Genomic DNA, 23,071 nt, shown 5'->3' with positions numbered 1-23,071 from the left:
ATGATTCATGGCCTGTGATGAGTTTCGAACCAAACGCAACGCCCGCATGGGCCTTACTGCGCCGCAATGGCAAGCATCCGACGGTTTTGTGAAACGGAAAGCGGAAAGACTTTGGCCGGGTTCAACAGCCATTGGGCATCGAACACGTCCTTGATGGCCATCTGCGCCTCCAGATCGTCGGGCGCGAATTGGTATTCCATCAGGTCACGCTTTTCGATCCCGACACCGTGTTCTCCGGTCAGGCATCCGCCCGCTTCGACACAGAGCTTGAGGATTTCCGCGCCAAGCGCTTCGCAGCGTTCCAGATCACCCGGCTTGTTGGCATCAAACAGGATCAACGGGTGCATGTTGCCGTCCCCCGCATGAAACACATTGCCGACCTGCAGGCCGAACTCTTTGGACATCTCGCCAATGCGGCGCAAGACGAAAGGCAGCGAAGATACCGGGATCGTCCCATCCAGACACATGTAATCGTTGATTTGCCCGATGGCCCCAAAGGCGGATTTCCGCCCCAGCCAGATCAACGCGCTTTCCTCCGCAGAGGTGCTTTGGCGCAATTCGACCGGGTCATGGCGGCGCGCGATCTCCATGATGAGGTCCAGTTGATGGTCGATCTCGGCCTCTGATCCTTCGACCTCGACGATCAGCAACGCCTCGCACATCGGATAGCCTGCCTGTGCGAAATTTTCGCTCGTCTCGATGCACAGCCGGTCCATGAATTCAATCGCAACCGGCAGGACGCCCGCCTTGATGATGTCGCTGACACAGGCGCCCGCAACCTCACTGTCGTCAAACCCCATAAGGACGGGTCGCGCGCCTTCGGGTTTGGGCAAAATCCGCAGGGTGGCTTCGGTCACGACGCCCAACTGCCCTTCGGAACCACAGATCAGACCGAGCAGATCGAGACCCGCCGAATCCATATGCGCGCCGCCCACCTCGACGATTTCGCCATCCATCATCACGAGCGTCACGCCCATCAGGTTGTTGGTGGTCACGCCATATTTCAGGCAATGCGCACCGCCTGAATTCATCGCGATGTTGCCCGCTATGGCACAGGCCAACTGGCTGGAAGGGTCGGGCGCGTAAAAGAACCCGTCTTCTTCCACGGCGCCGGTCACGCTGAGGTTCGTGCGCCCCGATTCCACGCGGATGTAGCGGTCGTCATAATTCGTTTCCAGCACGTCATTCATGCGCGCCACGCCAAGGATCACGCAATCCGCCGTGGGCAAAGCCCCCCCGGCCAGAGACGTACCAGAGCCGCGCGGCACGACGGGCACGCCATCCTCGTGACAAATGCGCAGCACATCCGACACCTCTTTGGTGGACGCCGGCAACACAACAGCCATCGGCGGGCATTTATACGCCGTCAGTGCGTCACACTCGTAAGCGCGTGTTTGGTGCGGATCATGGATGACCGCATCGGCTGGAACCACGGATTGCAGACGCTCCACCAGCCGCGCCTTGCGGGCCAGAATCGCGGCATCAGGTACAGGCATCTCCATCGACATCCTCCTTTTGGTAAATTAATATGACCAATTTTGACCATTGGCAAGAATTATCTTACCTGCCATGCGTCTGCCTATGGATATCATGGATCGTTTTGCCCTGTTTACCGTTTTTGACATGGCCGCCGTCGGGCTGCTCTTTGGCCTGTGGTTCATCATCGGCCTCTGGGTAGAGCACGCCCCCAAGTCCAAACCTTCGACATCACAGCTCATGGCGAGTTACCGCAAGGAATGGATGAAACAGATGGTCACCCGCGAACCCCGCGTCTTTGATGCGCAGATCCTGTCGGCCCTGCGGCAGGGAACTGCGTTTTTTGCCTCCACCTGTATGATCGCTCTGGGTGGCACTCTGGCCCTGATCGGCAACGCGGATCAACTCGCAGGGGTTGCCGAAGACATCACAGCGGCGAACTATCCGGCGATCGTCTGGGAAATCAAACTGGTGATGCTGGCCCTGTTCCTGACGAATGCGTTCCTGAAATTCGTCTGGTCAAACCGGCTGTTCGGGTATTGCGCGGTGCTGATGGCGGCGGTTCCTAACGATCCGGATGATGACAAGGCTTATCACCGCGCGTCGCAAGCGGCAGAAATCAACATCACGGCAGCCAAAGGGTTTAACCGCGGGTTGCGTTCCATCTATTTTGCCCTCGCCTCTGCGGCGTGGCTTTTGGGGCCACTGGCACTGGCGCTGGCGGCCTGTGTCACCTTCATCGTCGTCTGGCGGCGCGAGTTTGCATCCAATTCTCGCAAAATACTGCTGGATGGCTATGTTTAGCCCAGAAACAGAATGAGCCGGGTTCTCAACATGATTCGATACGTCATCATCTCATTGCTGCTTTCAACCTTGCCAGCACTGGCAGAACCGCCAAGGATTGATCACGTTGCCGCGCGTCAGGCGAGCGACGGAACGTGGCGGTTCAGCGTGACGATTTCCCACCCCGACACCGGTTGGGACCACTACGCGGATGCCTGGCGGGTGCTGGACATGGAAGGCAGGGAACTGGGCGTGCGTGTTCTTGCCCACCCGCATGTGGAAGAACAACCCTTCACGCGTTCGCTGTCAAACGTGCGAATCCCGGAGGGGGTCAAACGGGTGCAGGTGCAGGCACGGGACAAACCGGGCGGGTGGAATCCGGATACGCAAATCGTGACACTCAGGTAGGCAAAGCGTTACGGCGGGCTTCGGCGTGATCACCGCATGGCTTGAAGCGTCGGACAGAACGGTGCACATCCCGGTCAATCAGAACATGAGGGACACATCGTGAAAACAACTATTCTGGGCGGCATCCTGTTTTTGGCACCCCTTGCGGTACTCGCCATACTTTTGGGCAAAGTCTATCAGATTGGCCTGCTCGTCGCCGCGCCGGTTGACCGGCTTATTCCGGTCACGCAGATCGGTGGCCTTGCCTTGGTGAATATTCTGGCAATCGTCATGATCCTTCTGGTCTGTTATCTGGCGGGACTGGTCGCGCGCAGCCAATTCATGCAGGCGCGGGTGCGCCGAATTGATGATCTGCTGATTGATGTGCTGCCCACCTATGCGGTGTTCAAGGGCATGCTGGGCAGTATGAGCGGGTCAAAGGACGTCGCAACGCTTATGAAGCCCGTGGTTGCGAAATTCGACGACTACGACCAGATCGCCTTTGAGATGGAGCGGGATGAAACGCAAGCCGTTCTCTTCATTCCCGGCGCGCCTTCAGCATGGTCCGGCACGACGGTCGTTGTCACGCTGGACCGGGTACAACCATTGGATTTACCCACCCATCAGGCCGTCAAACTCATGCGCGTGATGGGCCGTGGTACGCTGGCGACACAGCGAAAGCTGGCCGGAAATCAAGCGCTGTAAACACAGCGCGGGCTCTCTTGTCAGTTACGATGATAGGGCGCGCCGGCCAGAATTGACGCTGCCCGATACAATTGTTCGGCCAGCATCACGCGCACCAGCATATGCGGCCAGACCATCTTGCCCAATGACAGCGCGAAATCTGCCTCGGCGCGCAATGCGGGGTCGATCCCATCCGCCCCGCCGATCACTAAGGCCAGATCACCCCGGCCCTGATCCCGCCAGCCTGCCAGTCTTTGTGCAAAATCCGGTGAGCTTTCGACGCGCCCGCGTTCATCAAGAACCGCGATCAGCGCGCCATCTGGAATTGCACGGCGCAGCAGCGCCGCTTCGTTGCCCATACCGCCGTTCTTGCGGTCCTCGACTTCGACAACGCGTGCGGGACCCAGGCCAAGCGCGCGACCCGACCGCGCAAAACGCGTCAGGTAATCGCCGATTAGATCTTTCTCAGGCCCGGCACGCAAGCGCCCGACCGCAATGATGTGGATACGCATCGAGGCCGTGTCGGCTCAGTTTGCCGCCGTTTCGGGGCCGCCCATGGGCTGCCACATCTTTTCAAGCTGGTAGAATTCCCGGACTTCGGGACGAAAGACATGCACGATGACATCGCCCGTGTCGATCAGCACCCAGTCACCGGTTTCCTTGCCTTCGATCTTGGAGACACGCCCGAAATCATCCTTTATCGTCTGCACGAGCTTTTCGGAAATCGAGGCGACCTGACGGGTCGACCGGCCTGAACAAATCACCATGTAGTCGCCAATTTCCGTCTTACCGCGCAGATCAATCTGAACGATATCTTCGGCCTTGTCGTCATTCAGGGAAGTCAGGATTGTCGCCAGAAGTTTTTCGCTCGTGGCATTGTCGGTTGCCGCAGACATTACCGCAGCCTCGGTGTGCGCAGCCTTTGCTGCATCAGCATGGATTGACAGGACATTGTCCTCCTTAAGATGCGCCGCCAGACCCCGGTCGCTGGGTGTATCTCAAATCTAGCAATATGATTGCGACAATTCAATAACAGCTTGGGAAACACATTGTTACGCAGCGCATGTAATGCCGGATCCCTCGGACCACAGCGCGCGCCAGGATGCATCAAGCGCTGCCAGTCCCTGCGCATCAAACCCGAAGTCTCTTTCCCAATAGCGCCCCGTGGCAACGAAATAGCCCAGATCATCCTCGCGCTTCAGCAGTGCGCCCATGCCTGTGACATCCGGCAAACCCAACACAGTGTCGCGCAGCGCATCGGGGTTTGCCCGCTGATACATCAACTTGCTCGGATCAGATGACAGGTTCACGCAGCGACAGCCCTGCGCCGCAGCAAACATGCCCAAACGCGCTGATTTTGCACCTAAATCCTGCAGGGTGATATCCGGGCGCAGCGGATCAGCGGCACCTGTTCCGTAAAAATGGGTCGGGCCAGCTTTAGGATAGACCATGTCACAGCCCAGAAACGCCATCACCTTGGGTCGCAGCGCCTGCAAGGCCCAATAGGCCGTTGTGAAAGCCATCGTGCCGCCCGCATAGACAAAACCGCCATAGGCGTTTTGCGCCGGTACGAATTGATCCGCCTGAACAAACCGCTGGGATGGCAGGATGCTTTGTGGTCGCCGGTCCTCGGGAAAATCCTCTGGAAAGACCAGATCGTCCCAGTCTTCTCTGATCCGCCATGCGTTGTTGATCGCAACAATCCGGTCGAACCAGCCGCGCGGCCACGCCTCGGCCTGTGGTGCGTTGGGCCCGCTGCCGAGGATCAATACGATGTCTGTCTGTCGCGCCATAACCGTCGCCGTCTGCCGTTGGGAAGTGCAGAAGTTAGCCCCGGATCAGGCGGTGGCAAGACGGTCTTGCCTTAATCCTGTTCCTCAAGAACCCGAACCTCGCGCTGAGGGAAGGGGATGGAGATGTTGTTCGCCTTGAAAATATCCCAGAGCGCCAGATAAACCCCGCCGCGGATGTTGGTGAGCCCGCCGGTCGGGTCCCTGATCCAGAACCTGAGAATGTAATCAACCGAACTGTCGCCAAACCCGACGATATGACACACGGGCGTCTTGGGTGGCCCCAGAACACGGGCCACGCCGCTGGCCGCCTCGACCGCCAGTTTGCGCACCACATGCGGATCGCAGCCGTAGGAGGTGCCGAAAAAGATATCGAGCCGGACATATTCATCCGAGTGGGACCAGTTCACCACCTGCCCGGTGATCAGATCCTCATTCGGGATCAAGTATTCGCGCCCGTCCCGTGTCACCACGCTGACGTAGCGCGCGCCCAGACTGTTGATCCAGCCGAATGTTTCGCCAAGGCTGATCACATCGCCGGGCTTGATCGACTTGTCGAGCAGGATGATCACACCCGACACGAGGTTGGAGACGACCTTTTGCAGACCGAACCCCAGCCCCACACCAATGGCACCGGACAGCACCGCCAGCCCGGTGAGGTCCAGACCCAGCGCATTGATCCCCATGAAAAACGCAAGCCCGTAGAAGATGACCTGCACCGCCTTGACCACAAGCACCTGCATGGAGGGGCTGATGTCTTCGTTGCTGCGGATGCGCGATGCGGTGGTGCGGCTGATGAACCGCGCGCCGGTGAACAGCACGCCAACCACCACGGCCGCAGAGAGCACGGAAAGCAGTGAAATACGGTAATCGCCAAAGTTCAGACCGACATCATCCAGAAACCCCGATGCCTCATCGCCAAGGCCGATCAGGATCAGCGTCGCATAGATCCACATCCCCCAGACCACAAACCGGCGCAGCAAACGGTTCTGGATAAAACGTCCGAGAAAACTGATCACCGCCCAGACGACCGCCAGCGTTGCAGCCAGACCGATCAAATAGGAGCGCGAGGGCCAGGTGATCTGCTGCATGATCTGATACAAAAGACCGGCCATCAGCGCAAAACAGATCAGGCCCAGACGGCGCTTGATCTGAACAATGACCCGGAGTTTCCATTTCTCCCACCCCTCGCGCGCCCGCACGCGGCGGTCGATTTCGCGGCCCAAAAGGCGGTGCAGGACCCAGGCCACAACCACAAGTGCCAGCAGGATGATGATCTGGTTTTGACGCCAGCCCGGATTCATAATGCTGACGCCAAAGCTGGTGATCAGATGCCAGATCTCATCGACTGACATCAGAACGCGATCAAAGTCCTGCGACTGGTTTTCCATAAGGGGCAGGGTTACATATCGGCCAAACACTCACAAGGCGATGTGCAATTCCCAAGGCTTGATGAAGCGCGCATTTCACGCTATCGGTTCGACGCAATGAAACAGCTGTTTGACATATCGGATCACGCACGACTGCCCGGCCGCTTTGTGTGCCTCATACGTGCTGCGAAGGCGCACCTACACGCGTAGCGCGCAGTTGAGTTTGACCATTTCCACAATACGGGAGAGGACCAATGTCCCCCAAGACACTTTACGATAAAATCTGGGATGCCCATGTGGCACATGAAGCCGATGACGGCACGACCCTGCTGTATATTGACCGCCACCTTGTGCATGAGGTGACGTCACCGCAGGCTTTCGAAGGCTTGCGCATGACGGGCCGCACGGTCCGCGCTCCCGACAAGACGATCGCCGTTCCGGATCACAACGTGCCCACGACGCTGGGGCGCGAGAAGGCCGACAACATGACCGAAGACAGCCGCATTCAGGTTGCGGCCCTTGATACCAATGCCAAGGAATTCGGCATCCATTACTACCCGGTCAGCGACATTCGTCAGGGCATCGTGCACATCGTTGGTCCCGAACAGGGCTGGACCCTGCCCGGCATGACTGTGGTGTGCGGCGACAGCCACACGGCGACACATGGGGCCTTTGGCGCTTTAGCGCATGGGATCGGCACATCCGAGGTCGAACATGTTCTGGCCACGCAGACGCTGATCCAGAAGAAATCCAAGAACATGAAGGTCGAGATTACCGGCAAACTGCGCCCGGGTGTCACGGCCAAGGACATCACCCTTTCAGTGATCGGCCATACCGGGACTGCCGGTGGCACCGGCTATGTGATCGAATACTGCGGTGAAGCGATCCGCGATCTGTCGATGGAAGGTCGCATGACCGTGTGCAACATGGCCATTGAGGGCGGCGCGCGCGCAGGCCTCATCGCGCCGGACGAAAAGACCTTTGAATACTGCATGGGCAGGCCGCACGCGCCCAAAGGCGCACAGTGGGAAGCGGCCATGTCATGGTGGAAAACGCTCTATTCGGATGATGACGCGCATTGGGACAAGGTGATCACCATCAAGGGAGACGACATTGCACCCGTGGTCACATGGGGCACATCTCCGGAGGATGTACTGCCGATCACCGCAAGCGTGCCCAAGCCCGAGGACTTCACCGGCGGCAAGGTCGGAGCCGTGCAGCGCTCGCTTGAATACATGGGGCTGACCTCCGGCACACCACTGTCCGAGGTTGAAATTGACACGGTATTTATCGGGTCCTGCACGAACGGTCGCATCGAGGATTTGCGCGCCGCAGCCGAAATCCTGAAAGGCAAGAAGAAGAAGGACGGGTTGCGCGCGATGGTCGTGCCCGGTTCCGGACTCGTGCGCGCGCAGGCCGAAGAGGAAGGGCTTGCGGATATCTTCAAGGAAGCCGGTTTTGAATGGCGGTTGGCCGGGTGCTCCATGTGCCTTGCGATGAACCCCGATCAGTTGCAACCCGGTGAGCGCTGTGCGGCCACATCAAACCGCAACTTCGAGGGCCGTCAGGGCCGGGGCGGACGCACGCATCTGATGTCCCCCGCCATGGCCGCCGCCGCCGCCATCACAGGCCGCCTGACGGACGTTCGCGACCTGATGTGACCCGGTGGCCGACTTCTGAATAAACCAGCCCGTCGTTCTTTGGATCGGCGGACTTTTTTTATGCCACAGATCAATAACACAACCTTCAGGTCGCTTTACATCCGGACGCAACCGCAAGGATTGCAAAATGCAGCGTGGCAGCGCCAAAAGTTAAGAAAGCGTTGCCAGAAAGTTTAAAGTGCAATACTTCCACCTTGATAACGCGGCGCATTTTTGAGCGTCGTCCATTTTACAAGTAACCACTGGTGAAAGGTGACTACAATGAACGTTAAGACCTTGATGGCGACGACCGCCGCTATTCTGACACTGAGTATTTCCGCAGCCAATGCTGCATCATTCAGTTTTACTGGAACCAACCAAACGCAGGTTATCGCCAAAAATGACCTTGGCCTTGGACTTAATGGCCAAACGATTGATTTTATTTCCGGTGACAAGAAATCAACATCGAACGGTTTGTCGATTACAGGCGGACCCGCTAAGGTAACCTTCACCTATCTCGGCTTCGAGGCGGGGAACACAAATTTTTCTGCCAATGTGGGTGGAACGCTGTTCACCAACAAAGGCACTGGCGCCTCCACAGTGAATGCAACCGCAACAGTGAACCAGTTGATTGACGGGTTGGTTGCATTCTCGTTCGGCACAACGATTCCTACGGCCAGCGCAGGAGAGATTTTCAACAACGCAGGCGCGAACCCTGCCTCGGCAAACTATGCCATTGGCTACAAGGCGATCAGCGCGACATCCTATTACGTGTTGTTCGACGACATTGCATCGGGCGACCGCGACTTTGATGATATGGCCATGCGGATTGATATTGCACCGGTCCCGCTGCCTGCTGCCGGGTTCATGCTGTTGGCCGGGATCGGCGGTCTTGCAGCTATGAAGCGGCGCAAGAAATCATCGTAATGGTTTGAACAGGTTTGGTTCGAATAGCGGCACTTCGGTGTCGCCATTTTCGTTTCCGACCAGTCTTTTCCTTGTTACGCGCAGTCGCAAAGACAAATCGGTAGCGGCGCGCCAGCGTTACAACATGGCCTTCAAACCAGAACGATAATCGGGATATTTCAGCACGACACCCAATTCGCGCTTGATCAGATCATTGCGCACCTTCTTGCTCTCGGCGTAGAAACTTCGCGCCATGGGCGTCATATCTGCGGTTTCAAAGTCCACCGCGGGTGGCAGGGGCAGGCCCAACAGCTCTGCGGCGTGGCCGATCACATCCTGTGGCGGGGCAGGATTATCATCGCAGACGTTATAGATCGCACCCGGGCGGGGTTGCCGGATCGAGGCTTCAAGCACCTGCGCAATATCGTCGACATGGGTGCGGGAAAAAACCTGACCCTTTTTGATGATCCGCCGGGCGGTGCCGGCGCGCACTTTGGAAAACGGGCCGCGCCCCGGACCGTAGATGCCCGCCAGCCGAAAGATATGTAAGGGCAATCCGGGGATCGCCTGCCATGCGGCCTCGGCCTCCACCCGCGCCTGTCCGCGCGCGGTCGATGGCGTCAGCGGTGTGTCCTCATCTACCCAATCGCCACCATGATCGCCATAAACACCCGTCGTCGACAAATACCCGACCCACTGAAATTGCTTGGCGTGGGATGCAATTTGCGCGTGCAACTGTCGCAACACCGGATCGCCGTCCTTGTCAGGCCCGGCAGAGATCAGCAGCGCCGTCGCGTCCTGCAAGACCGTCTCCGCATCCGCGCCGGGCCAGATCAGCGGCTCAACGCCGGTCTGCGCAATCTCAGCGGCTTTGTCTGCGCTGCGCGTTGTGCCAATCACCCGCCAGCCCGCCGGGATCAACCGGGTGGCAAGGGCCCGCGCGCTAAAGCCATGCCCGAGTGACAAAAGAGTGTTCTGCGTCATAGGCGCAACGTGACGCCTCGCCCCGCCAGAGACAACCCCCTACCGTCCTTTCCAGACCGGGTCGCGTTTCTCCGCAAAAGCGGTCGCGCCCTCAAGCTGGTCCTCGGAACTATAGAGCACGTCGATGGTTTCAAGCTGCCGCTTGGTGATCCGGTTCATGATGTCCTGAAATTTGGCGTCCTCTGCCTCTCGGACCACCTCTTTGATTGCGGCGTAGACCAGTGGCGGGCCGGAGGCCAGCAACTCCGCCAACTCCCAAGCGCGGGGCAACAGATCAGCGGCGGGCAGGATTTCATTGACCAGCCCCCAGCCTTTGGCTTCTTGCGGGTCGAACCAGCGCCCGGTCAGCAAAAGTTCCATGGCGATGTGGTAGGGGATACGTTTGGGAAGCTTGATCGAAGCCGCATCCGCAATCGTGCCAGAGCGGATTTCAGGCAGGGCAAAGCTGGCGTGATCAGCGGCCAGAATCATATCCGCGCTCAGGGCCAGTTCCAGTCCGCCCCCGCAGGCAATGCCGTTGACGGCTGCAATCACCGGCTTGTTCATCGCGCGCAATTCCTGCAGGCCGCCAAAACCACCGACACCATAATCGCCATCAACCGCATCGCCCTCTGCCGCAGCCTTGAGATCCCAGCCCGGGCAAAAGAACTTTTCACCCGCCCCGGTCAGGATCGCCACGCGCAGATCAGGGTCATCTCTGAAGCTGGCAAAGACCTCTCCCATCACGCGCGAGGTTGCCAGATCAATCGCATTGGCCTTGGGTCGGTCCAGCGTGACTTCAAGAATCATGCCTTGCTGACGGGTTTTAATCGGGTCCATGTCGCTCTCCTGCCGGGAATTGGGGAATTAGCCGTGTGATAAGGGCATCCGCCGCGATAGCTGCGTCGGGGGTGCACATCAGCGGGTTGATTTCAACCTCATGCACGTGGTCGGCGTTGTCCATAACGTAATCCTGCAGGCCCATCACCGCGTCGATGACCGCAGGCAGGCAAGCTGGCGCGGCACCGCGATAGCCGCACAGCAAGGGATAGGCCCGCAGCCCGGCCAAAGCGTCCGCCACATCCACCCGCGACGCCGGGATCAGCAATGATCTTTGATCGCCCCACAGTTCGGTCAATACACCGCCCGCCGCAAGGGTCAGCACAAACCCATGTGCGGCGTCGCGCGTCACACCGATCAACAGTTCCGCAACGGTGCCCGTGACCATTTCCTCAACGAGAAACCGGTCGCCGGGCATGTCTCGCGCCGCCGTGGCGAGGGTTTCCGCCTGTACATTCAGCCTGAGCGCGCCGGCCTCGGATTTATGCGCCAGCCCCATGGCCTTGAGGACCAAGGGCGCGTCGAGCGCAGTTGCCGCGCCTTCGAGATCAGCCCGTTTCACAACAAGCCCACGCGGGACAGGGATGCCAAATCGCGCAAGGCTCTGTTTGGCCTCCGCCTCTGACAGCATTTCGGTTTTGCCGCTGGATCCGGCGCGCAAAGGAGGGGCGTCCTGCGCAGCGCTGCACCCCGCCGCAGCCTCAACCGCGCCGAGCGCTTCGCGCAAACCATGCAAGGGCGTCACCCCCGCCGCCATCAGACATGTCGCCACATCCGTTGGCAACAATTCAGGCAGTGTCGCGACCACAGCCACAGGCCGCCCACTGCGTTGGTGCACAGCGATCGCCGCCTGTGTCGCACAGTCCCATGCGGTCGCATCCGTGTGCGGATAGTCCAGAATGATCATCACCAGATCAATATGCGGGGCGGCCATGGGCAACCACGCGGCCGCCATCTTATGCGCATCCCCCCAGATATGTGTGTGATAATCCAATGGGTTGGAGAGCGAGACCATCGGCCCCAGTACGTCGGACAAGGTGATCCTTTGTGCATCGTTTAACGCGGGGAACGAAACGGCGTGCTCAGCTGCCATATCCGCGACAAGGGACGCTTCACCGCCCGAGCAACTGATGGAAGCGAGCCTGCTGCCCGGCAGAACCCCGTGGCAGTGCAGCAGTTTGAGGGTTTCCAGAAAGGTCGGCAAATCCTGCACCCGCGCGATGCCAAGATAGCGCAGAAACGCGCAAGCCCCTGCGTCACTCCCAGCGAGGGACGCGGTATGGGACACGGTCGCCTGCTGCGCCTGATCGGACACCCCGATCTTGAGCACTATGATGGGCACGGATTTTTCAAACGCTTTGATCGCCAATGCATGCCACTGGTGCGTGTCTCCAAACCCCTCCACATGCAGACCCAGCGCCGTGACGCGCGGATCATCCAGCAAGGCCATGGCGATTTCTGCCTGCGAGGTCTGCGCCATGTTCCCGCAGGTCACCGTATAGGCAATGGGCAGGGCGCGCCGCTGCATCGTCAGATTGATCGCAATATTGGAGCTTTGCGTCAGGATCGCGACGCCGCGATCAACGCGACTACACCCCTGTTGATCAGGCCAGAGCAGTGCGCCATCCACCGCATTCACAAAACCATAGCAGTTCGGCCCGAGAATGGGCATGTCACCCGCCGCTGCCACAAGGTCTGCTTGCAAATCTGCACTTGCGGGATCCTCGGCATCTGCTTCAGCAAAGCCCGAGGCGAAACAAACGGCACCCCCTGCCCCCATCGCCGCGAGCTCTGCAACAACCTCTGTCGTGCTGTGACGGTTTATCCCCAGAAATACAGCATCAGGCACATGGGAAAGGTCGCGAACATGCGCCACCGCCCTGATCCCTTCGACAACATCCGCTTTGGGGTGCACGCGCGCGATATCCCCGGCAAAACCCATCGCACGGGACTGGCGCACGACTTGCTGGCACCAATATCCACCGCCGACAACCGCGATGGACCGGGGTCGCAGCAAGCGCGACAGATCGCGCGTTGCGCCTTTTTTGACCCTGCTGCTTTCAAGGGGCGACATCGCCGCTAGGCCCCCAAAGCGCGCAGCAGATCACGGCTGATAATGTGGCGCTGGATTTCAGACGTCCCGTCCCAGATCCGTTCAACCCGGGCATCCCGCCAGAACCGTTCCAGCGGGTAGTCATCCATCAGGCCCATGCCCCCATGAATCTGGACCGCCGCATCGGTGACCCGCGCCAGCATCTCCGAAGCATATAGCTTGGCCGACGCGATCTCGCGGTTTGCAGGCAGGTCCTTGTCCAGCCGATCCGCAGCGGCCAGCGTCAGCAGGTCTGCCGCATCAATCTCGGTCACCATATCGGCCAGTTGGAAACTCACGCCCTGAAATTTACCGATCTTTTGTCCGAACTGTTCCCGTTCCGCCGCATAGTTCAGCGCATAATCAAAGACACGCCGCGCCCGCCCCACCGACATTGTGGCCACCGTAATACGGGTCGCGTAAAGCCAGGTGTTCATGACCTCGAAACCGCCATCAACTTCGCCCAGAACCTGCGCATCCGAAAGGCGGCAATCATCGAAGTCGAGGATCATGTTTTTGTACCCCCTGTGGCTGACGGATTTATACCCGTCGCGGATGGTGAAACCCGGCGTGCCGCGATCCACCAGAAACGCTGTGATCCGCTTTTTGGGACCCTTGGGCGTCTGATCTTCGCCAGTTGCGATGAATACGATGATGAAATCCGCATGATCCGCGCCCGAGATGAAATGCTTGGTGCCATTCACGACCCAGTCACCACCTTTCCGCACCGCAGCACATTTCATGCCGCGCACATCCGATCCCGCACCCGGTTCGGTCATGGCCAGCGCGTCCATCCGCTCACCGCGCACGGCGGGCATGAGATAGCGTTCGATCTGATCCCCTTCACAGGCCATCAGGATATTCTGCGGACGGCCAAAGAAATGCGTCAGCGCCATGGAGCCGCGCCCCAATTCACGCTCGACAAGCGCAAATTCAAGATGGTTCAGCCCGGCACAACCCACACTTTCCGGAAAATTGCAGGCGTAAAAGCCCAGATCAATGGTTTTGCGTTTGATCTCATCCGCAATCTCTGCAGGCACTTCGCCTGTCCGCTCGACCAGTTCCTCGTGGGGGTAGATCTCTTTTTCAACAAAGCTGCGGACGGACTCCGCAATCATCGTATGTTCTTCGGTTAAGCCGTAAGTTGTCATGATATGTGTCTTTTGATTGGGAAAGGAACGGGCGACAGCTTGCCCTTCTTCCCAACCGGCGTGTGCTGGTCCAGCGTTTCAAGTCCTCGTAAAATACCGGTGCCATCAGGTATACATCTGCTTTTTGCGCGCCCGCGTGTCATCCGTCGCTTGCGCGGATCCGTCATGATAACTGCCAAACCAACGGTCCCAGGGCATCTCAACCGTGCCATAGTTACATTCAAAATACCGGTGATGCAGCTGGTGAAAGAACACCCCGGCCTTGGCCCGACGTTTGTCGTTCACCACGATTTCCTCAAACCCGGAATGGGAAAAGACAGGATGCGTCGATTGAACATAACCATGAAAAAGAACGTGCAACGGATGGCTGGGCACGACGAAATGGATCAGGAAGTTTGTGTAAAACAGCAGATGTTCGACCGGGTGCATCGAAATCCCGGACCACGGCCCGACATTGACGTTACGGTGGTGCAGGGAATGGGCCAGTTTATAGAGCGGCGGCCAGTGTAGCGCGCGGTGTATCCAGTAAAAATGAAAGCTCGACCAGATCGGGATCAGCACGAAAAACGCAACAAACCACAGCGGGTTGCCCGGAAACAGCATGGCGGGCGCATAGCCATTCGCCATCCCCCAGAACACCAGCACCTGCGCCGCGGTCCAGAGGGTGATGCCGCTGGCAATATGCCAGAACATATTGTCATGGACCTGATTGCCGAAGGTGAACGTCCCGTTGTCGCGCGCCTGATCGCGCGGGTCGTATTTGGTTTTATCACCCTGTCCTTTGCGCATGATCAGCCAATAATGCAGCGTGCCCGCGCAAATGACCTGCGGGATCAGATTGGCAAGCCAGACCTGTGAGACCCAACCCCATGCCAGCACCTGCATCTCGGCCAGATCCGGCAGGACGAGGAAATAGGCGATCAGTGCAAAAACCAGACAGAGCGTCGTGGTCGACACTTCAAGCCAGAACGCGGCGTACCAGCGAAAGATGGCTGCGGGTTTGGGGGGCCATTGAAACAGCGGATTCTGCGCCAGCGGTACGGGCGGGCGATAATTCCACCGCCCCGCCTCGCGCGTCTCAGCGTCATTGGGCATAGGTGGCGCCTTCTTCATCCAGAATGGCCTTGAGTTCGGCCAGATGCCGCAGATCCTGTTCGGGGTAATCTTCGATCTCGCGCGCGGTCTTTTCTGCGACATCATCGGGCAGCACCCGCAACGGCCGCCCGGTTTGCAAGGCAAGCAGATAGGTCTGGCAGGCCCGTTCGAAATAGAACATCCGGTTAAAGGTATCGGCCACCGTGTCACCGATCACCATGATGCCGTGATTGCCCATGACCATGACCTTTTTCCTTGGGTCATCAAACAGCTGCGCACAGCGCACGCCCTCTTCCTCAAAGGCCAGCCCGCCGTAGTTTTCATCAATCACGACGCGATCAAAGAACATGCAGGCGTTCTGATCCACGGGCGGCAGGCGACTGTCGGCCAGACTGGCAAGCGCCGTGGCATAGGGTGAATGCACATGCATCGCGCAGCGCGCATGCGGGCAATGCCGGTGCAACCCACCATGCAAGCCCCATGCCGTGGGATCAGGCGCATCCGGCCCCGAAAGGGTATCAGGATCATTGGCATCAACCACGATCAGGTCCGATGCCTTGATGCGGGAAAAATGCATCTGGTTGGGATTCATCAGAAACTGTGTACCGTCGTCATTGATGGCAAGGCTGAAGTGATTGGCGACCGCCTCATGCATGTTCAACCGGGCCGTCCAGCGAAACGCGGCGGCAAGGTCCACGCGTTCCTGCCAGTTTTCCATATTCGGGCGTATCTCGGTTACGGACATACGACTCTCCTGTTTTGTCGCTCAAAGCAGACCACATCCTTGGCATCATTGACCAACAAAAAAACGACGTCGATGCACTTTTTGTGAGATGGAAAACGTTGCGCGTCAGCGTTTCACCGCTGCGGCAAGGGCATGCGCGCCTTGAGGGCCGCGGCGTGGTTCACGCCTGCATCCGTGCGTGTTCAGGATCATAGGGTGACGGCGCAATGACCTCTGCTGACACCAGTTCGCCGCAGAGGTCCAATTGCATGGCGCGGCCAATTTCGGCCATTTCCGGAATGACAAAGGCATAGGCGAGGTTCAAACCGACGCGGTATCCCCACGCGCCCGATGTGATCGTACCCACCACCGCACCGTCCTGCATCAATGAAGCGCCACCGTGCGCCGGTGCCGTGGTGCAGTCGATCTTGAGGGTCACAAGTTTGCGGATCGGCCCGTTTGCCATGCGCTTTTGCAAGGCCTGCTGACCGATGAACGGTCTTTTTTCGGGTTTCACGAACCTGTCCAGCCCCGTTTCAAACGGATCAAATTCGGTAAGCAGTTCGGCTTTCCAGTGCAGGAAGCCTTTTTCCATTCGCATCGAGTCAACCGCGCGCGCGCCAAAGAGCGTGAGACAATGTGCCTGTCCAGCCTCCCGCAACGCAAGATAGACGGCATAAAGCGACGCGTTCGGTACGTGGATTTCATAGGCAAGCTCGCCGGAAAAGCTGACGCCCAGAACGGTGACAGGAGAGAAGCCGACAAAAGCTTCGCGCACCGACAACCAAGGGAAGGCCGCTTTGGACCAATCGCCGCGCGAACAGGCTGACAGCACGTCACGCGCCTTGGGACCGGCCAGTACGAGCACCGTCTGATCATTGGTCAGACTGCGGATCTGCACGTCTTCGTCCGGCTGCACATGCCGGGTCAGCCAGTCCATATCATGATACTCGGACGCCGCAGCCGAGCCATACCAAAGCCGCGCAGGTCCCCTGTCAGAAGCGGGGATATTGGCGATGGTCGCCTCGGCCTTGATCTTCCCGTGATGGTTCAGCATGTAGCCTAGGCCGACGCGGCCGTCCTTTCTGCGCACCGCACCGCAGAACATCCGATCCAGGAAGCTGTGTCGATCCGTGCCGGTGATCTCAAACCGGTTGAAGCCATTGACCTCACAGAGGCCGACATTCTGCTGCACATTGCGGACTTCGTCGCCAATGACATCAAAGGTTTCGTCAAAATTGAAGCTCAGCGACGGGTGGAAATCCGGTGCGGGCTTGATGTAATCGACCCGCTCCCAGCCATTGACGACGGTGAAGGCGGCACCCTCAGCGGCCATGACAGGCGTGAGCGGGGTCGTCTTGGCATTGCGGCCAGCCGGGCGATGTTCATGCGGGAAATGGAAGCGGAACTCGTTCTGATAGTCCTCGATCGCCTTGAGTGCTGTCAGTTCGACATTTGCGTGACCGGTGAAGCGACGCGGATCAAGGACCCAAGTGTCATACTCCGCCTCACCGTGCACGATCTGTTGCGCGAGCAGCCAGCCATGGCCACCGCCTTCGCCGACACCTGCGCGCAAGCCGATGATACAGTAGGCATTGCGTTTGCCGGGGATCGGACCGACAAGTGGCGCGCCGTCGATGGTATAGGTGATCGGGCCGTTCACCACCCGCTTGATGCCCACTTCAGACAAGGCAGGCATGCGTTCAAACGCTCCCTCCAGCACGTCCATCACACGGTCAAGATCATCCGGGCACAGGTCATTGGCAAAGCTCGGGCTGATCCCGTCCATGCCCCATGTCTTGCAATCCTGTTCGTAAAAACCCACCAGGAGGCCGTTCTTTTCCTGGCGCGCATAATAGTCAGAGATCGGGCAGCGCAGCAGAGGCATTCGGTGCCCCGCCTCGACTATCGCGGGGATGTCTTCGGTAACGAAATACTGATGCTCCATCGAGGCGACAGGGTGATGCACGCCCATCATACTGCCAACCTCGTTCACACGGTAGCCGCAGGCGTTCACAACGATATCGGCATCAATCCGGCCTTTGTCCGTCTCGACCGTCCAGGTGTCATCTGCATGCTGCGTCAGCGCCGTGACGTTGGTATGGCGGTAGACCTCCGCGCCGGCCTTGCGTGCGTGAAAGGCCAGTGCCTGACACAACTGGGCCGGATCAATATCGCCATCTTCACCATCCCACAGACCGCCCAGCAGGTTGTCCGTTGAGATCAGCGGATGGCGGCGGGCGCATTCTCTGGCATCAATCACCTCAAAGTCGGTTCCCATGCCCCGCGCCATGGATGCGAAATGCCTGTAGGCCTGCATTTGTTCGGGCGTATTGGCCAGCCGGATGCCGCCGTCGCCGTGGTGATAGCCAACAGGATAGTCGGGATCATCACGCAGTTTCTTGTAGAGCCGGATCGAATGGGTCTTGAGACCCACCATCGTCTGGTTCATCCCGAAGTTCGTCACCTGCGCCGCTGAGTGCCATGTGGTGCCCGAGGTCAACTCGTCCCGTTCGATCAGAACCACGTCTGACCAACCCTCTTCGGTCAGGTGATAAAGCGTTGAGCACCCGGCTATACCACCGCCGATGACCGCAACCTTCGTGCGTGATTTCATGTCCGCCCCCCAAGGAAACAATGCGCTGGCAAGCAAGTGCTCCTCCTCGCCGCGCAGGATTCCGGTTTTCATTCTTATATGTCTGGAAAAGTACTACATTGTTTTCGAAGGTATCGCATCACACTTGCGATCAATTCCGCTATTGGCCCATGTCCGCCGGAGCGAGCAAGCGGCACGTTTCTGCCCCCGCAAGAGGATGAACGACAACGGGTTTTGTCAGAAACTGATGGTCCCGTGGCTGGTTCCGATATGACAGGGGACGTCGCATGCGGGCATGTTTCGGGACAGACAGACAGCAAGCCTTGGGGCCATCGTGCCGTCCATATCCCCGATCATACCGAGGCGCAGACCTTCAAGCCGAATTCGCAAGGCAGGCTCAAAGCGGTCGGCTGGGCACCCATGCGTAACCGTCGTCGCACAGGATATAAGCCTCGCGCAATCCATGCGGCTTGTCTGACGGGTCTTGCAAGATCATCGCACCGCGGGCCACCGCCCGCGCAACCGCCGCATCAGGGTCCGTGTCGTAGAGCCTGATTTCAAGCCCCGCACCACGCGGCGGATTTTCGGGCAGCAGACCCAGCAAGGGGTTGGCAGAATAGGTGGCATCACTGTGGAGCTGAAATACGTCTTTCCCAAAGGTCACGATCGCGAAATCATCGCTGAGGCGATGAATGCCAGCATCAAAGACATCCTCAAGGAACGCGCTGGTCGCCCGCACGTCGCGCACCAGCAGGTTCAGCCCGATGCCGCGCAAGGATTTGCCAAAATCCTCCGCCGACACTGTTTCATAGTCCATCTTCTGGCCTCCTGCCTTGAACATTTTCATGAGCCGTGGCACGGAAGGACATGACGCACAGCCCTTTCCCCTCCTGGCCCGATACTGCGGCTGATCTGATCGCCGTTGCGACCGGCAGAATGGCTGCCGATATGCTCATTAGGGGCGGCAAATGGGTCAATGTCCATACCCGCGAAGTGCTGGATGGATATGACGTTGCCATCATCCGCGGGCGCATCGCCTGCGTGGTCCCGGATGCCACCAATTGCACCGGGCCAGACACACATATGATCCGTGCAAATGGGCGCTACATGATCCCCGGCCTGTGCGATGGTCATATGCATATCGAGTCCGGGATGCTGACACCCGCAGAATTTGCCCGCGCGGTGATCCCGCATGGCACCACATCCATGTTCACGGACCCCCATGAGATCGCCAATGTTCTAGGACTTGAAGGTGTGCGGATGATGCATGACGAGGCGCTGATGCAACCCGTCAACATTTTCACGCAGATGCCATCCTGCGCGCCCTCTGCACCGGGGTTGGAAACCACCGGGTTTGAGATCACCGCCGCCGATGTCGCCGACGCCATGGCATGGCCCGGTATCGTCGGTTTGGGTGAGATGATGAATTTTCCCGGCGTGTCGAATGCCGATCCGAAGATGCTCGCGGAAATTGCGGCGACGCAGCGCGCGGGCAAGACGGTTGGCGGGCACTACGCATCCCCCGACCTTGGGCCGGCGTTTGCAGGTTACATCGCCGGCGGCCCGGCGGATGATCACGAAGGGACCTGCGAGGCGGACGCCATCGCGCGCATGCGGCAGGGGATGCGGTCGATGATCCGGCTTGGCTCTGCATGGTATGACGTGGAAAGCCAGATCACGGCGATCACCGAAAAGGGTCTTGATCCGCGCAACATGATCCTGTGCACGGACGATTGCCATTCCGGCACGCTGGTCAATGACGGGCATATGAACCGGGTTGTGCGCCACGCGATTGAATGCGGTTGTGACCCGCTGGTGGCGCTTCAGATGGCGACGATCAACACCGCCACCCATTTCGGGCTGGAACGCGAAATCGGGTCCATCACGCCGGGGCGGCGCGCGGATATCATCCTGACCTCAGATCTGAGAACCCTGCCGATCGAAACGGTCATTGCCCGTGGACAGGTCGTGGCGGAAGACGGTCACTGCCTTGTCGAATGTCCGCACTTCGACTGGCCCGCTGCGGCCCGCCAAACCGTGCATATGGGCAAGACGCTGGGGCCGGATGACTTTACGATCAACGCGCCCAAAGGCGCCAATGCGGTGACGGCGAACGTTATCGGTGTGGTGGAAAACCAGGCCCCGACCAAGGCGTTGAAATTCGAACTGCCCGTGACCGAGGGGCGCGTGCAAGCCACCGGTGACGTCGCACAGATCGCACTGGTTGAGCGTCACCGCGCCACCGGGTCTGTGACCAATGCCTTTGTTTCGGGCTTTGGGTATCAGGGCCGGATGGCCATGGCTTCGACCGTGGCCCATGACAGCCACCACATGATCGTAGTCGGCACCGATGCTGATGATATGGCGCGCGCGGCCAACCGGCTGGGCGAGGTCGGCGGCGGCATTGTGCTGTTCAAGGACGGTGTTGAACTTGCGCTGGTCGAATTGCCCATCGCAGGTCTAATGTCAGATCGCCCCGCCGCCGAAGTCGCCGCAAAGGCCGACAAGATGATGCAGGCCATGCGCGACTGTGGCTGCACCCTGAACAACGCGTATATGCAGCACTCCCTCTTGGCGCTTGTTGTGATCCCTGAGCTTCGGATTTCCGATCTGGGCCTTGTGGATGTGCGCACCTTTGAATTCATTCCTGTGATAGAGTCCCCCACATGAGCGCGATCATTACGCCGGACAGCCCGGCCGCCGAAGTCTTTCATGACGCCGTGGCCGCCGTTGCCCGGCTCGAAGAACTTTACACGCAGGCGACCGCCTTTCTGTGCACGCATTTCGCGCAGGCCATGCGCGACGGCGCTCCGGACTGCCGCGTGCGTGCCTTTTATCCGCAGGTGGAGTTCGAAACCTCAAGTTACGCGCATGTGGACACGCGATTGTCCTTTGGTCATGTTTCTGCGCCCGGTCGCTATCGCGCGACGATCACGCGGCCCGACCTGTTTCGCAGCTATCTGACACAGCAAATCGGCCTGTTGATTGAAAACCACGGGCAGCCGGTCACGATTGGCCCATCGGAAACGGCGATGCCGGTGCATTTCGCCGTCGCCGGAGACGCGGCCATCACCGTCCCGCAAGAAGGGGCCGCCGAGTTCACGCTGCGCGATGTCTTTGATGTCCCCGACCTCAGCACCACGAACGACGATATCGTCAACGGCACGTATAGTCCGGCCGACGGGATCGCGCCGCTTGCACCCTTTACCGCGCAGCGCGTGGATTATTCGCTGGCGCGGCTGGCCCATTATACGGCCACCGATCCGGAGCATTTTCAGAACCACGTGCTGTTTACCAATTACCAGTTCTATGTCTCTGAATTCGAGGCCTACGCCCGCGCGCAGCTCAAGGATGCAACCTCCGGCTACACGGCCTTCGTATCGACGGACAATGCCGAGATCACCGATGGTGACGCTCCCCTGCCGCCCAGCAGCAAAACGCCCCAGATGCCGACCTATCACCTGAAGCGCGCGGATGGATCGGGGATCACCCTGGTCAACATCGGTGTTGGACCCTCCAACGCGAAAACCGCCACGGACCACATTGCCGTGTTGCGTCCGCATGCGTGGATCATGGTCGGGCACTGCGCGGGTTTGCGCAATTCGCAAGCGCTCGGGGATTTTGTGCTCGCCCATGCCTATCTGCGCGAGGACAAGGTGCTGGACGATGACCTGCCGGTCTGGGTCCCGGTGCCCGCGCTGGCGGAGATACAGATCGCTTTGGAGCAGGCGGTGGCCAAGGTCACCGAACTCGAAGGCTATGAGCTGAAGCGCCTGATGCGCACCGGCACCGTGGCCAGCCTTGATAACCGCAATTGGGAATTGCGCGACCAATCCGGCCCGGTGCAACGGCTCAGCCAGTCGCGCGCGGTCGCACTTGATATGGAAAGTGCCACGATTGCGGCGAACGGGTTTCGCTTTCGGGTGCCCTATGGCACGCTTTTATGTGTGTCCGACAAGCCGCTGCATGGGGAGTTGAAACTGCCCGGCATGGCGTCAGACTTCTATAAAACGCAGGTTGTGCGCCATCTGATGATCGGAATTCACGCGATGGAACAGCTGCGATCCATGCCGCTGGAACGCATTCACAGCCGGAAACTGCGCTCATTTGAGGAAACCGCGTTCCTCTGAGAGGGTCAAACCGTTAAAAACAACGAAAATCGGCATGTTTTTCGTTAATTTCACCACCTAATCGTTGTGTTCAACCACAACATACGGATAGATTCGCGAAATGAGGCCCTACTTATCGGGCAGCGAAGGAGAATAAAATGGCGAAACCAATGACAAAGACCCAACTCGTTGCCGCACTGGCAGAAGAGATGGACACAGACAAGAAATCTGCAGGCGCAGCACTGGACGCAGTTTGCAACCTCATCACTAAAGAAGTGTCCGGCGGTGGTGCTGTGACGCTGCCCGGTGTCGGCAAGATCTACTGCCGCGAGCGCCCGGAGCGTATGGTTCGCAACCCGGCAACCGGCGAACAGTTCAAGAAAGACGCTGACAAGGTGGTCAAGATGACCATTGCAAAAGCGCTCAAAGACAGTGTGAACGGCTAATCGCCAAACACGCGAACTC

General features: G+C 59.0%; 21 protein-coding genes. 8 read left to right on the top strand and 13 right to left on the bottom strand.

Annotated features, from left to right (window positions below):
* Positions 1-53 precede the first annotated feature (53 nt).
* On the bottom strand, positions 54-1,502 hold the full coding sequence (locus tag RD1_RS02870) for an FAD-linked oxidase C-terminal domain-containing protein (RefSeq protein WP_044033313.1): 1,449 nt from the start codon (positions 1,500-1,502) through the stop codon (positions 54-56).
* A gap of 67 nt (positions 1,503-1,569) precedes the next feature.
* Here RD1_RS02870 and RD1_RS02865 point away from each other — a divergent pair, with 67 nt between their 5' ends.
* The 3 genes from RD1_RS02865 to RD1_RS02855 all read left to right on the top strand — a co-directional run bounded on the left by RD1_RS02865 (position 1,570) and on the right by RD1_RS02855 (position 3,351).
* On the top strand, positions 1,570-2,280 hold the full coding sequence (locus tag RD1_RS02865; protein ID WP_253186784.1) for a DUF599 domain-containing protein: 711 nt from the start codon (positions 1,570-1,572) through the stop codon (positions 2,278-2,280).
* Positions 2,281-2,310: 30 nt separating this feature from the next.
* Positions 2,311-2,667 carry a hypothetical protein gene (locus RD1_RS02860; RefSeq protein WP_245897176.1) on the top strand — a complete coding sequence of 119 codons (357 nt, stop codon included), beginning with the start codon at positions 2,311-2,313 and terminating at the stop codon, positions 2,665-2,667.
* 99 nt (positions 2,668-2,766) lie between these two features.
* Positions 2,767-3,351 (top strand): hypothetical protein, encoded by a 585-nt coding sequence (locus RD1_RS02855; RefSeq protein ID WP_011566944.1) that lies wholly within the window; start codon positions 2,767-2,769, stop codon positions 3,349-3,351.
* A gap of 20 nt (positions 3,352-3,371) precedes the next feature.
* Here RD1_RS02855 and rlmH read toward each other — a convergent pair whose 3' ends face one another.
* The 4 genes from rlmH to RD1_RS02835 all read right to left on the bottom strand — a co-directional run bounded on the left by rlmH (position 3,372) and on the right by RD1_RS02835 (position 6,475).
* Entirely contained in the window at positions 3,372-3,842 is a 471-nt protein-coding gene (gene rlmH / locus RD1_RS02850) for a 23S rRNA (pseudouridine(1915)-N(3))-methyltransferase RlmH (protein WP_011566943.1), read from the bottom strand.
* A gap of 15 nt (positions 3,843-3,857) precedes the next feature.
* Complete coding sequence (gene rsfS / locus RD1_RS02845; RefSeq protein WP_011566942.1) at positions 3,858-4,226, bottom strand: ribosome silencing factor; 369 nt, start codon at positions 4,224-4,226, stop codon at positions 3,858-3,860.
* Positions 4,227-4,382: 156 nt separating this feature from the next.
* The gene (locus RD1_RS02840; RefSeq protein WP_011566941.1) at positions 4,383-5,123 is read right to left on the bottom strand and encodes a hypothetical protein; all 741 of its coding nucleotides are present in this window, start codon (positions 5,121-5,123) and stop codon (positions 4,383-4,385) included.
* A 71-nt stretch (positions 5,124-5,194) separates the two neighbouring features.
* On the bottom strand, positions 5,195-6,475 hold the full coding sequence (locus tag RD1_RS02835) for a mechanosensitive ion channel family protein (RefSeq protein ID WP_245897174.1): 1,281 nt from the start codon (positions 6,473-6,475) through the stop codon (positions 5,195-5,197).
* A gap of 269 nt (positions 6,476-6,744) precedes the next feature.
* On the opposite strand from RD1_RS02835, the gene leuC reads away from it, so the two are divergent.
* Positions 6,745-8,151 (top strand): 3-isopropylmalate dehydratase large subunit, encoded by a 1,407-nt coding sequence (gene leuC, locus RD1_RS02830; RefSeq protein WP_011566938.1) that lies wholly within the window; start codon positions 6,745-6,747, stop codon positions 8,149-8,151.
* Positions 8,152-8,430: 279 nt separating this feature from the next.
* Positions 8,431-9,057 (top strand): VPLPA-CTERM sorting domain-containing protein, encoded by a 627-nt coding sequence (locus RD1_RS02825; protein ID WP_245897173.1) that lies wholly within the window; start codon positions 8,431-8,433, stop codon positions 9,055-9,057.
* 117 nt (positions 9,058-9,174) lie between these two features.
* On the opposite strand, the gene RD1_RS02820 is transcribed toward RD1_RS02825, so the two are convergent.
* The 8 genes from RD1_RS02820 to RD1_RS02785 all read right to left on the bottom strand — a co-directional run bounded on the left by RD1_RS02820 (position 9,175) and on the right by RD1_RS02785 (position 19,314).
* On the bottom strand, positions 9,175-10,020 hold the full coding sequence (locus tag RD1_RS02820; RefSeq protein ID WP_011566936.1) for an SDR family oxidoreductase: 846 nt from the start codon (positions 10,018-10,020) through the stop codon (positions 9,175-9,177).
* Positions 10,021-10,059: 39 nt separating this feature from the next.
* Complete coding sequence (locus RD1_RS02815; RefSeq protein WP_011566935.1) at positions 10,060-10,839, bottom strand: carnitinyl-CoA dehydratase; 780 nt, start codon at positions 10,837-10,839, stop codon at positions 10,060-10,062.
* On the bottom strand, positions 10,826-12,913 hold the full coding sequence (locus RD1_RS02810; protein ID WP_050759046.1) for an acetate--CoA ligase family protein: 2,088 nt from the start codon (positions 12,911-12,913) through the stop codon (positions 10,826-10,828). The genes RD1_RS02815 and RD1_RS02810 overlap by 14 nt, the downstream gene beginning before the upstream one ends.
* Positions 12,914-12,918: 5 nt before the next feature.
* Positions 12,919-14,082 carry an acyl-CoA dehydrogenase family protein gene (locus RD1_RS02805; RefSeq protein WP_011566933.1) on the bottom strand — a complete coding sequence of 388 codons (1,164 nt, stop codon included), beginning with the start codon at positions 14,080-14,082 and terminating at the stop codon, positions 12,919-12,921.
* Between the two features lie 105 nt (positions 14,083-14,187).
* Positions 14,188-15,177 carry a sterol desaturase family protein gene (locus RD1_RS02800; protein WP_011566932.1) on the bottom strand — a complete coding sequence of 330 codons (990 nt, stop codon included), beginning with the start codon at positions 15,175-15,177 and terminating at the stop codon, positions 14,188-14,190.
* On the bottom strand, positions 15,167-15,922 hold the full coding sequence (locus RD1_RS02795; RefSeq protein ID WP_011566931.1) for a class II aldolase and adducin N-terminal domain-containing protein: 756 nt from the start codon (positions 15,920-15,922) through the stop codon (positions 15,167-15,169). Before RD1_RS02795 ends, RD1_RS02800 begins: the two co-directional genes overlap by 11 nt.
* A 160-nt stretch (positions 15,923-16,082) precedes the next feature.
* A complete protein-coding gene (locus tag RD1_RS02790; protein ID WP_011566929.1) occupies positions 16,083-18,518 on the bottom strand; it encodes a GcvT family protein in 2,436 nt (811 codons plus the stop codon).
* A gap of 376 nt (positions 18,519-18,894) precedes the next feature.
* Positions 18,895-19,314 (bottom strand): glyoxalase, encoded by a 420-nt coding sequence (locus tag RD1_RS02785; RefSeq protein WP_011566928.1) that lies wholly within the window; start codon positions 19,312-19,314, stop codon positions 18,895-18,897.
* Positions 19,315-19,364: 50 nt separating this feature from the next.
* Here RD1_RS02785 and ade point away from each other — a divergent pair, with 50 nt between their 5' ends.
* From ade to RD1_RS02770, 3 genes are all read left to right on the top strand, one after another.
* Positions 19,365-21,167, top strand: a complete 1,803-nt coding sequence (gene ade, locus RD1_RS02780) for an adenine deaminase (RefSeq protein ID WP_011566927.1) — start codon at positions 19,365-19,367, stop codon at positions 21,165-21,167.
* Entirely contained in the window at positions 21,164-22,627 is a 1,464-nt protein-coding gene (locus RD1_RS02775; RefSeq protein WP_011566926.1) for an AMP nucleosidase, read from the top strand. The genes ade and RD1_RS02775 overlap by 4 nt, the downstream gene beginning before the upstream one ends.
* A gap of 137 nt (positions 22,628-22,764) precedes the next feature.
* A complete protein-coding gene (locus RD1_RS02770; RefSeq protein WP_011566925.1) occupies positions 22,765-23,052 on the top strand; it encodes an HU family DNA-binding protein in 288 nt (95 codons plus the stop codon).
* Positions 23,053-23,071 lie beyond the last annotated feature (19 nt).

This window comes from Roseobacter denitrificans OCh 114, assembly GCF_000014045.1.
Classification (GTDB): Bacteria; Pseudomonadota; Alphaproteobacteria; order Rhodobacterales; family Rhodobacteraceae; genus Roseobacter; species Roseobacter denitrificans.
Note: the sequence above shows the minus strand (reverse complement) of the source record. Positions and strands in the feature narration are given on the sequence as shown.

Coding starts and splice junctions, on each gene's coding strand:
- RD1_RS02870 (WP_044033313.1), bottom strand. CDS start 1,502: ATGGAGATGCCTGTACCTGATGCCGCGATTCTGGCCCGCAAGGCGCGG.
- RD1_RS02865 (WP_253186784.1), top strand. CDS start 1,570: ATGCGTCTGCCTATGGATATCATGGATCGTTTTGCCCTGTTTACCGTT.
- RD1_RS02860 (WP_245897176.1), top strand. CDS start 2,311: ATGATTCGATACGTCATCATCTCATTGCTGCTTTCAACCTTGCCAGCA.
- rlmH (WP_011566943.1), bottom strand. CDS start 3,842: ATGCGTATCCACATCATTGCGGTCGGGCGCTTGCGTGCCGGGCCTGAG.
- rsfS (WP_011566942.1), bottom strand. CDS start 4,226: ATGTCTGCGGCAACCGACAATGCCACGAGCGAAAAACTTCTGGCGACA.
- RD1_RS02840 (WP_011566941.1), bottom strand. CDS start 5,123: ATGGCGCGACAGACAGACATCGTATTGATCCTCGGCAGCGGGCCCAAC.
- RD1_RS02835 (WP_245897174.1), bottom strand. CDS start 6,475: ATGTCAGTCGATGAGATCTGGCATCTGATCACCAGCTTTGGCGTCAGC.
- leuC (WP_011566938.1), top strand. CDS start 6,745: ATGTCCCCCAAGACACTTTACGATAAAATCTGGGATGCCCATGTGGCA.
- RD1_RS02825 (WP_245897173.1), top strand. CDS start 8,431: ATGGCGACGACCGCCGCTATTCTGACACTGAGTATTTCCGCAGCCAAT.
- RD1_RS02820 (WP_011566936.1), bottom strand. CDS start 10,020: ATGACGCAGAACACTCTTTTGTCACTCGGGCATGGCTTTAGCGCGCGG.
- RD1_RS02815 (WP_011566935.1), bottom strand. CDS start 10,839: ATGGACCCGATTAAAACCCGTCAGCAAGGCATGATTCTTGAAGTCACG.
- RD1_RS02810 (WP_050759046.1), bottom strand. CDS start 12,913: ATGTCGCCCCTTGAAAGCAGCAGGGTCAAAAAAGGCGCAACGCGCGAT.
- RD1_RS02805 (WP_011566933.1), bottom strand. CDS start 14,082: ATGACAACTTACGGCTTAACCGAAGAACATACGATGATTGCGGAGTCC.
- RD1_RS02800 (WP_011566932.1), bottom strand. CDS start 15,177: ATGCCCAATGACGCTGAGACGCGCGAGGCGGGGCGGTGGAATTATCGC.
- RD1_RS02795 (WP_011566931.1), bottom strand. CDS start 15,922: ATGTCCGTAACCGAGATACGCCCGAATATGGAAAACTGGCAGGAACGC.
- RD1_RS02790 (WP_011566929.1), bottom strand. CDS start 18,518: ATGAAATCACGCACGAAGGTTGCGGTCATCGGCGGTGGTATAGCCGGG.
- RD1_RS02785 (WP_011566928.1), bottom strand. CDS start 19,314: ATGGACTATGAAACAGTGTCGGCGGAGGATTTTGGCAAATCCTTGCGC.
- ade (WP_011566927.1), top strand. CDS start 19,365: ATGACGCACAGCCCTTTCCCCTCCTGGCCCGATACTGCGGCTGATCTG.
- RD1_RS02775 (WP_011566926.1), top strand. CDS start 21,164: ATGAGCGCGATCATTACGCCGGACAGCCCGGCCGCCGAAGTCTTTCAT.
- RD1_RS02770 (WP_011566925.1), top strand. CDS start 22,765: ATGGCGAAACCAATGACAAAGACCCAACTCGTTGCCGCACTGGCAGAA.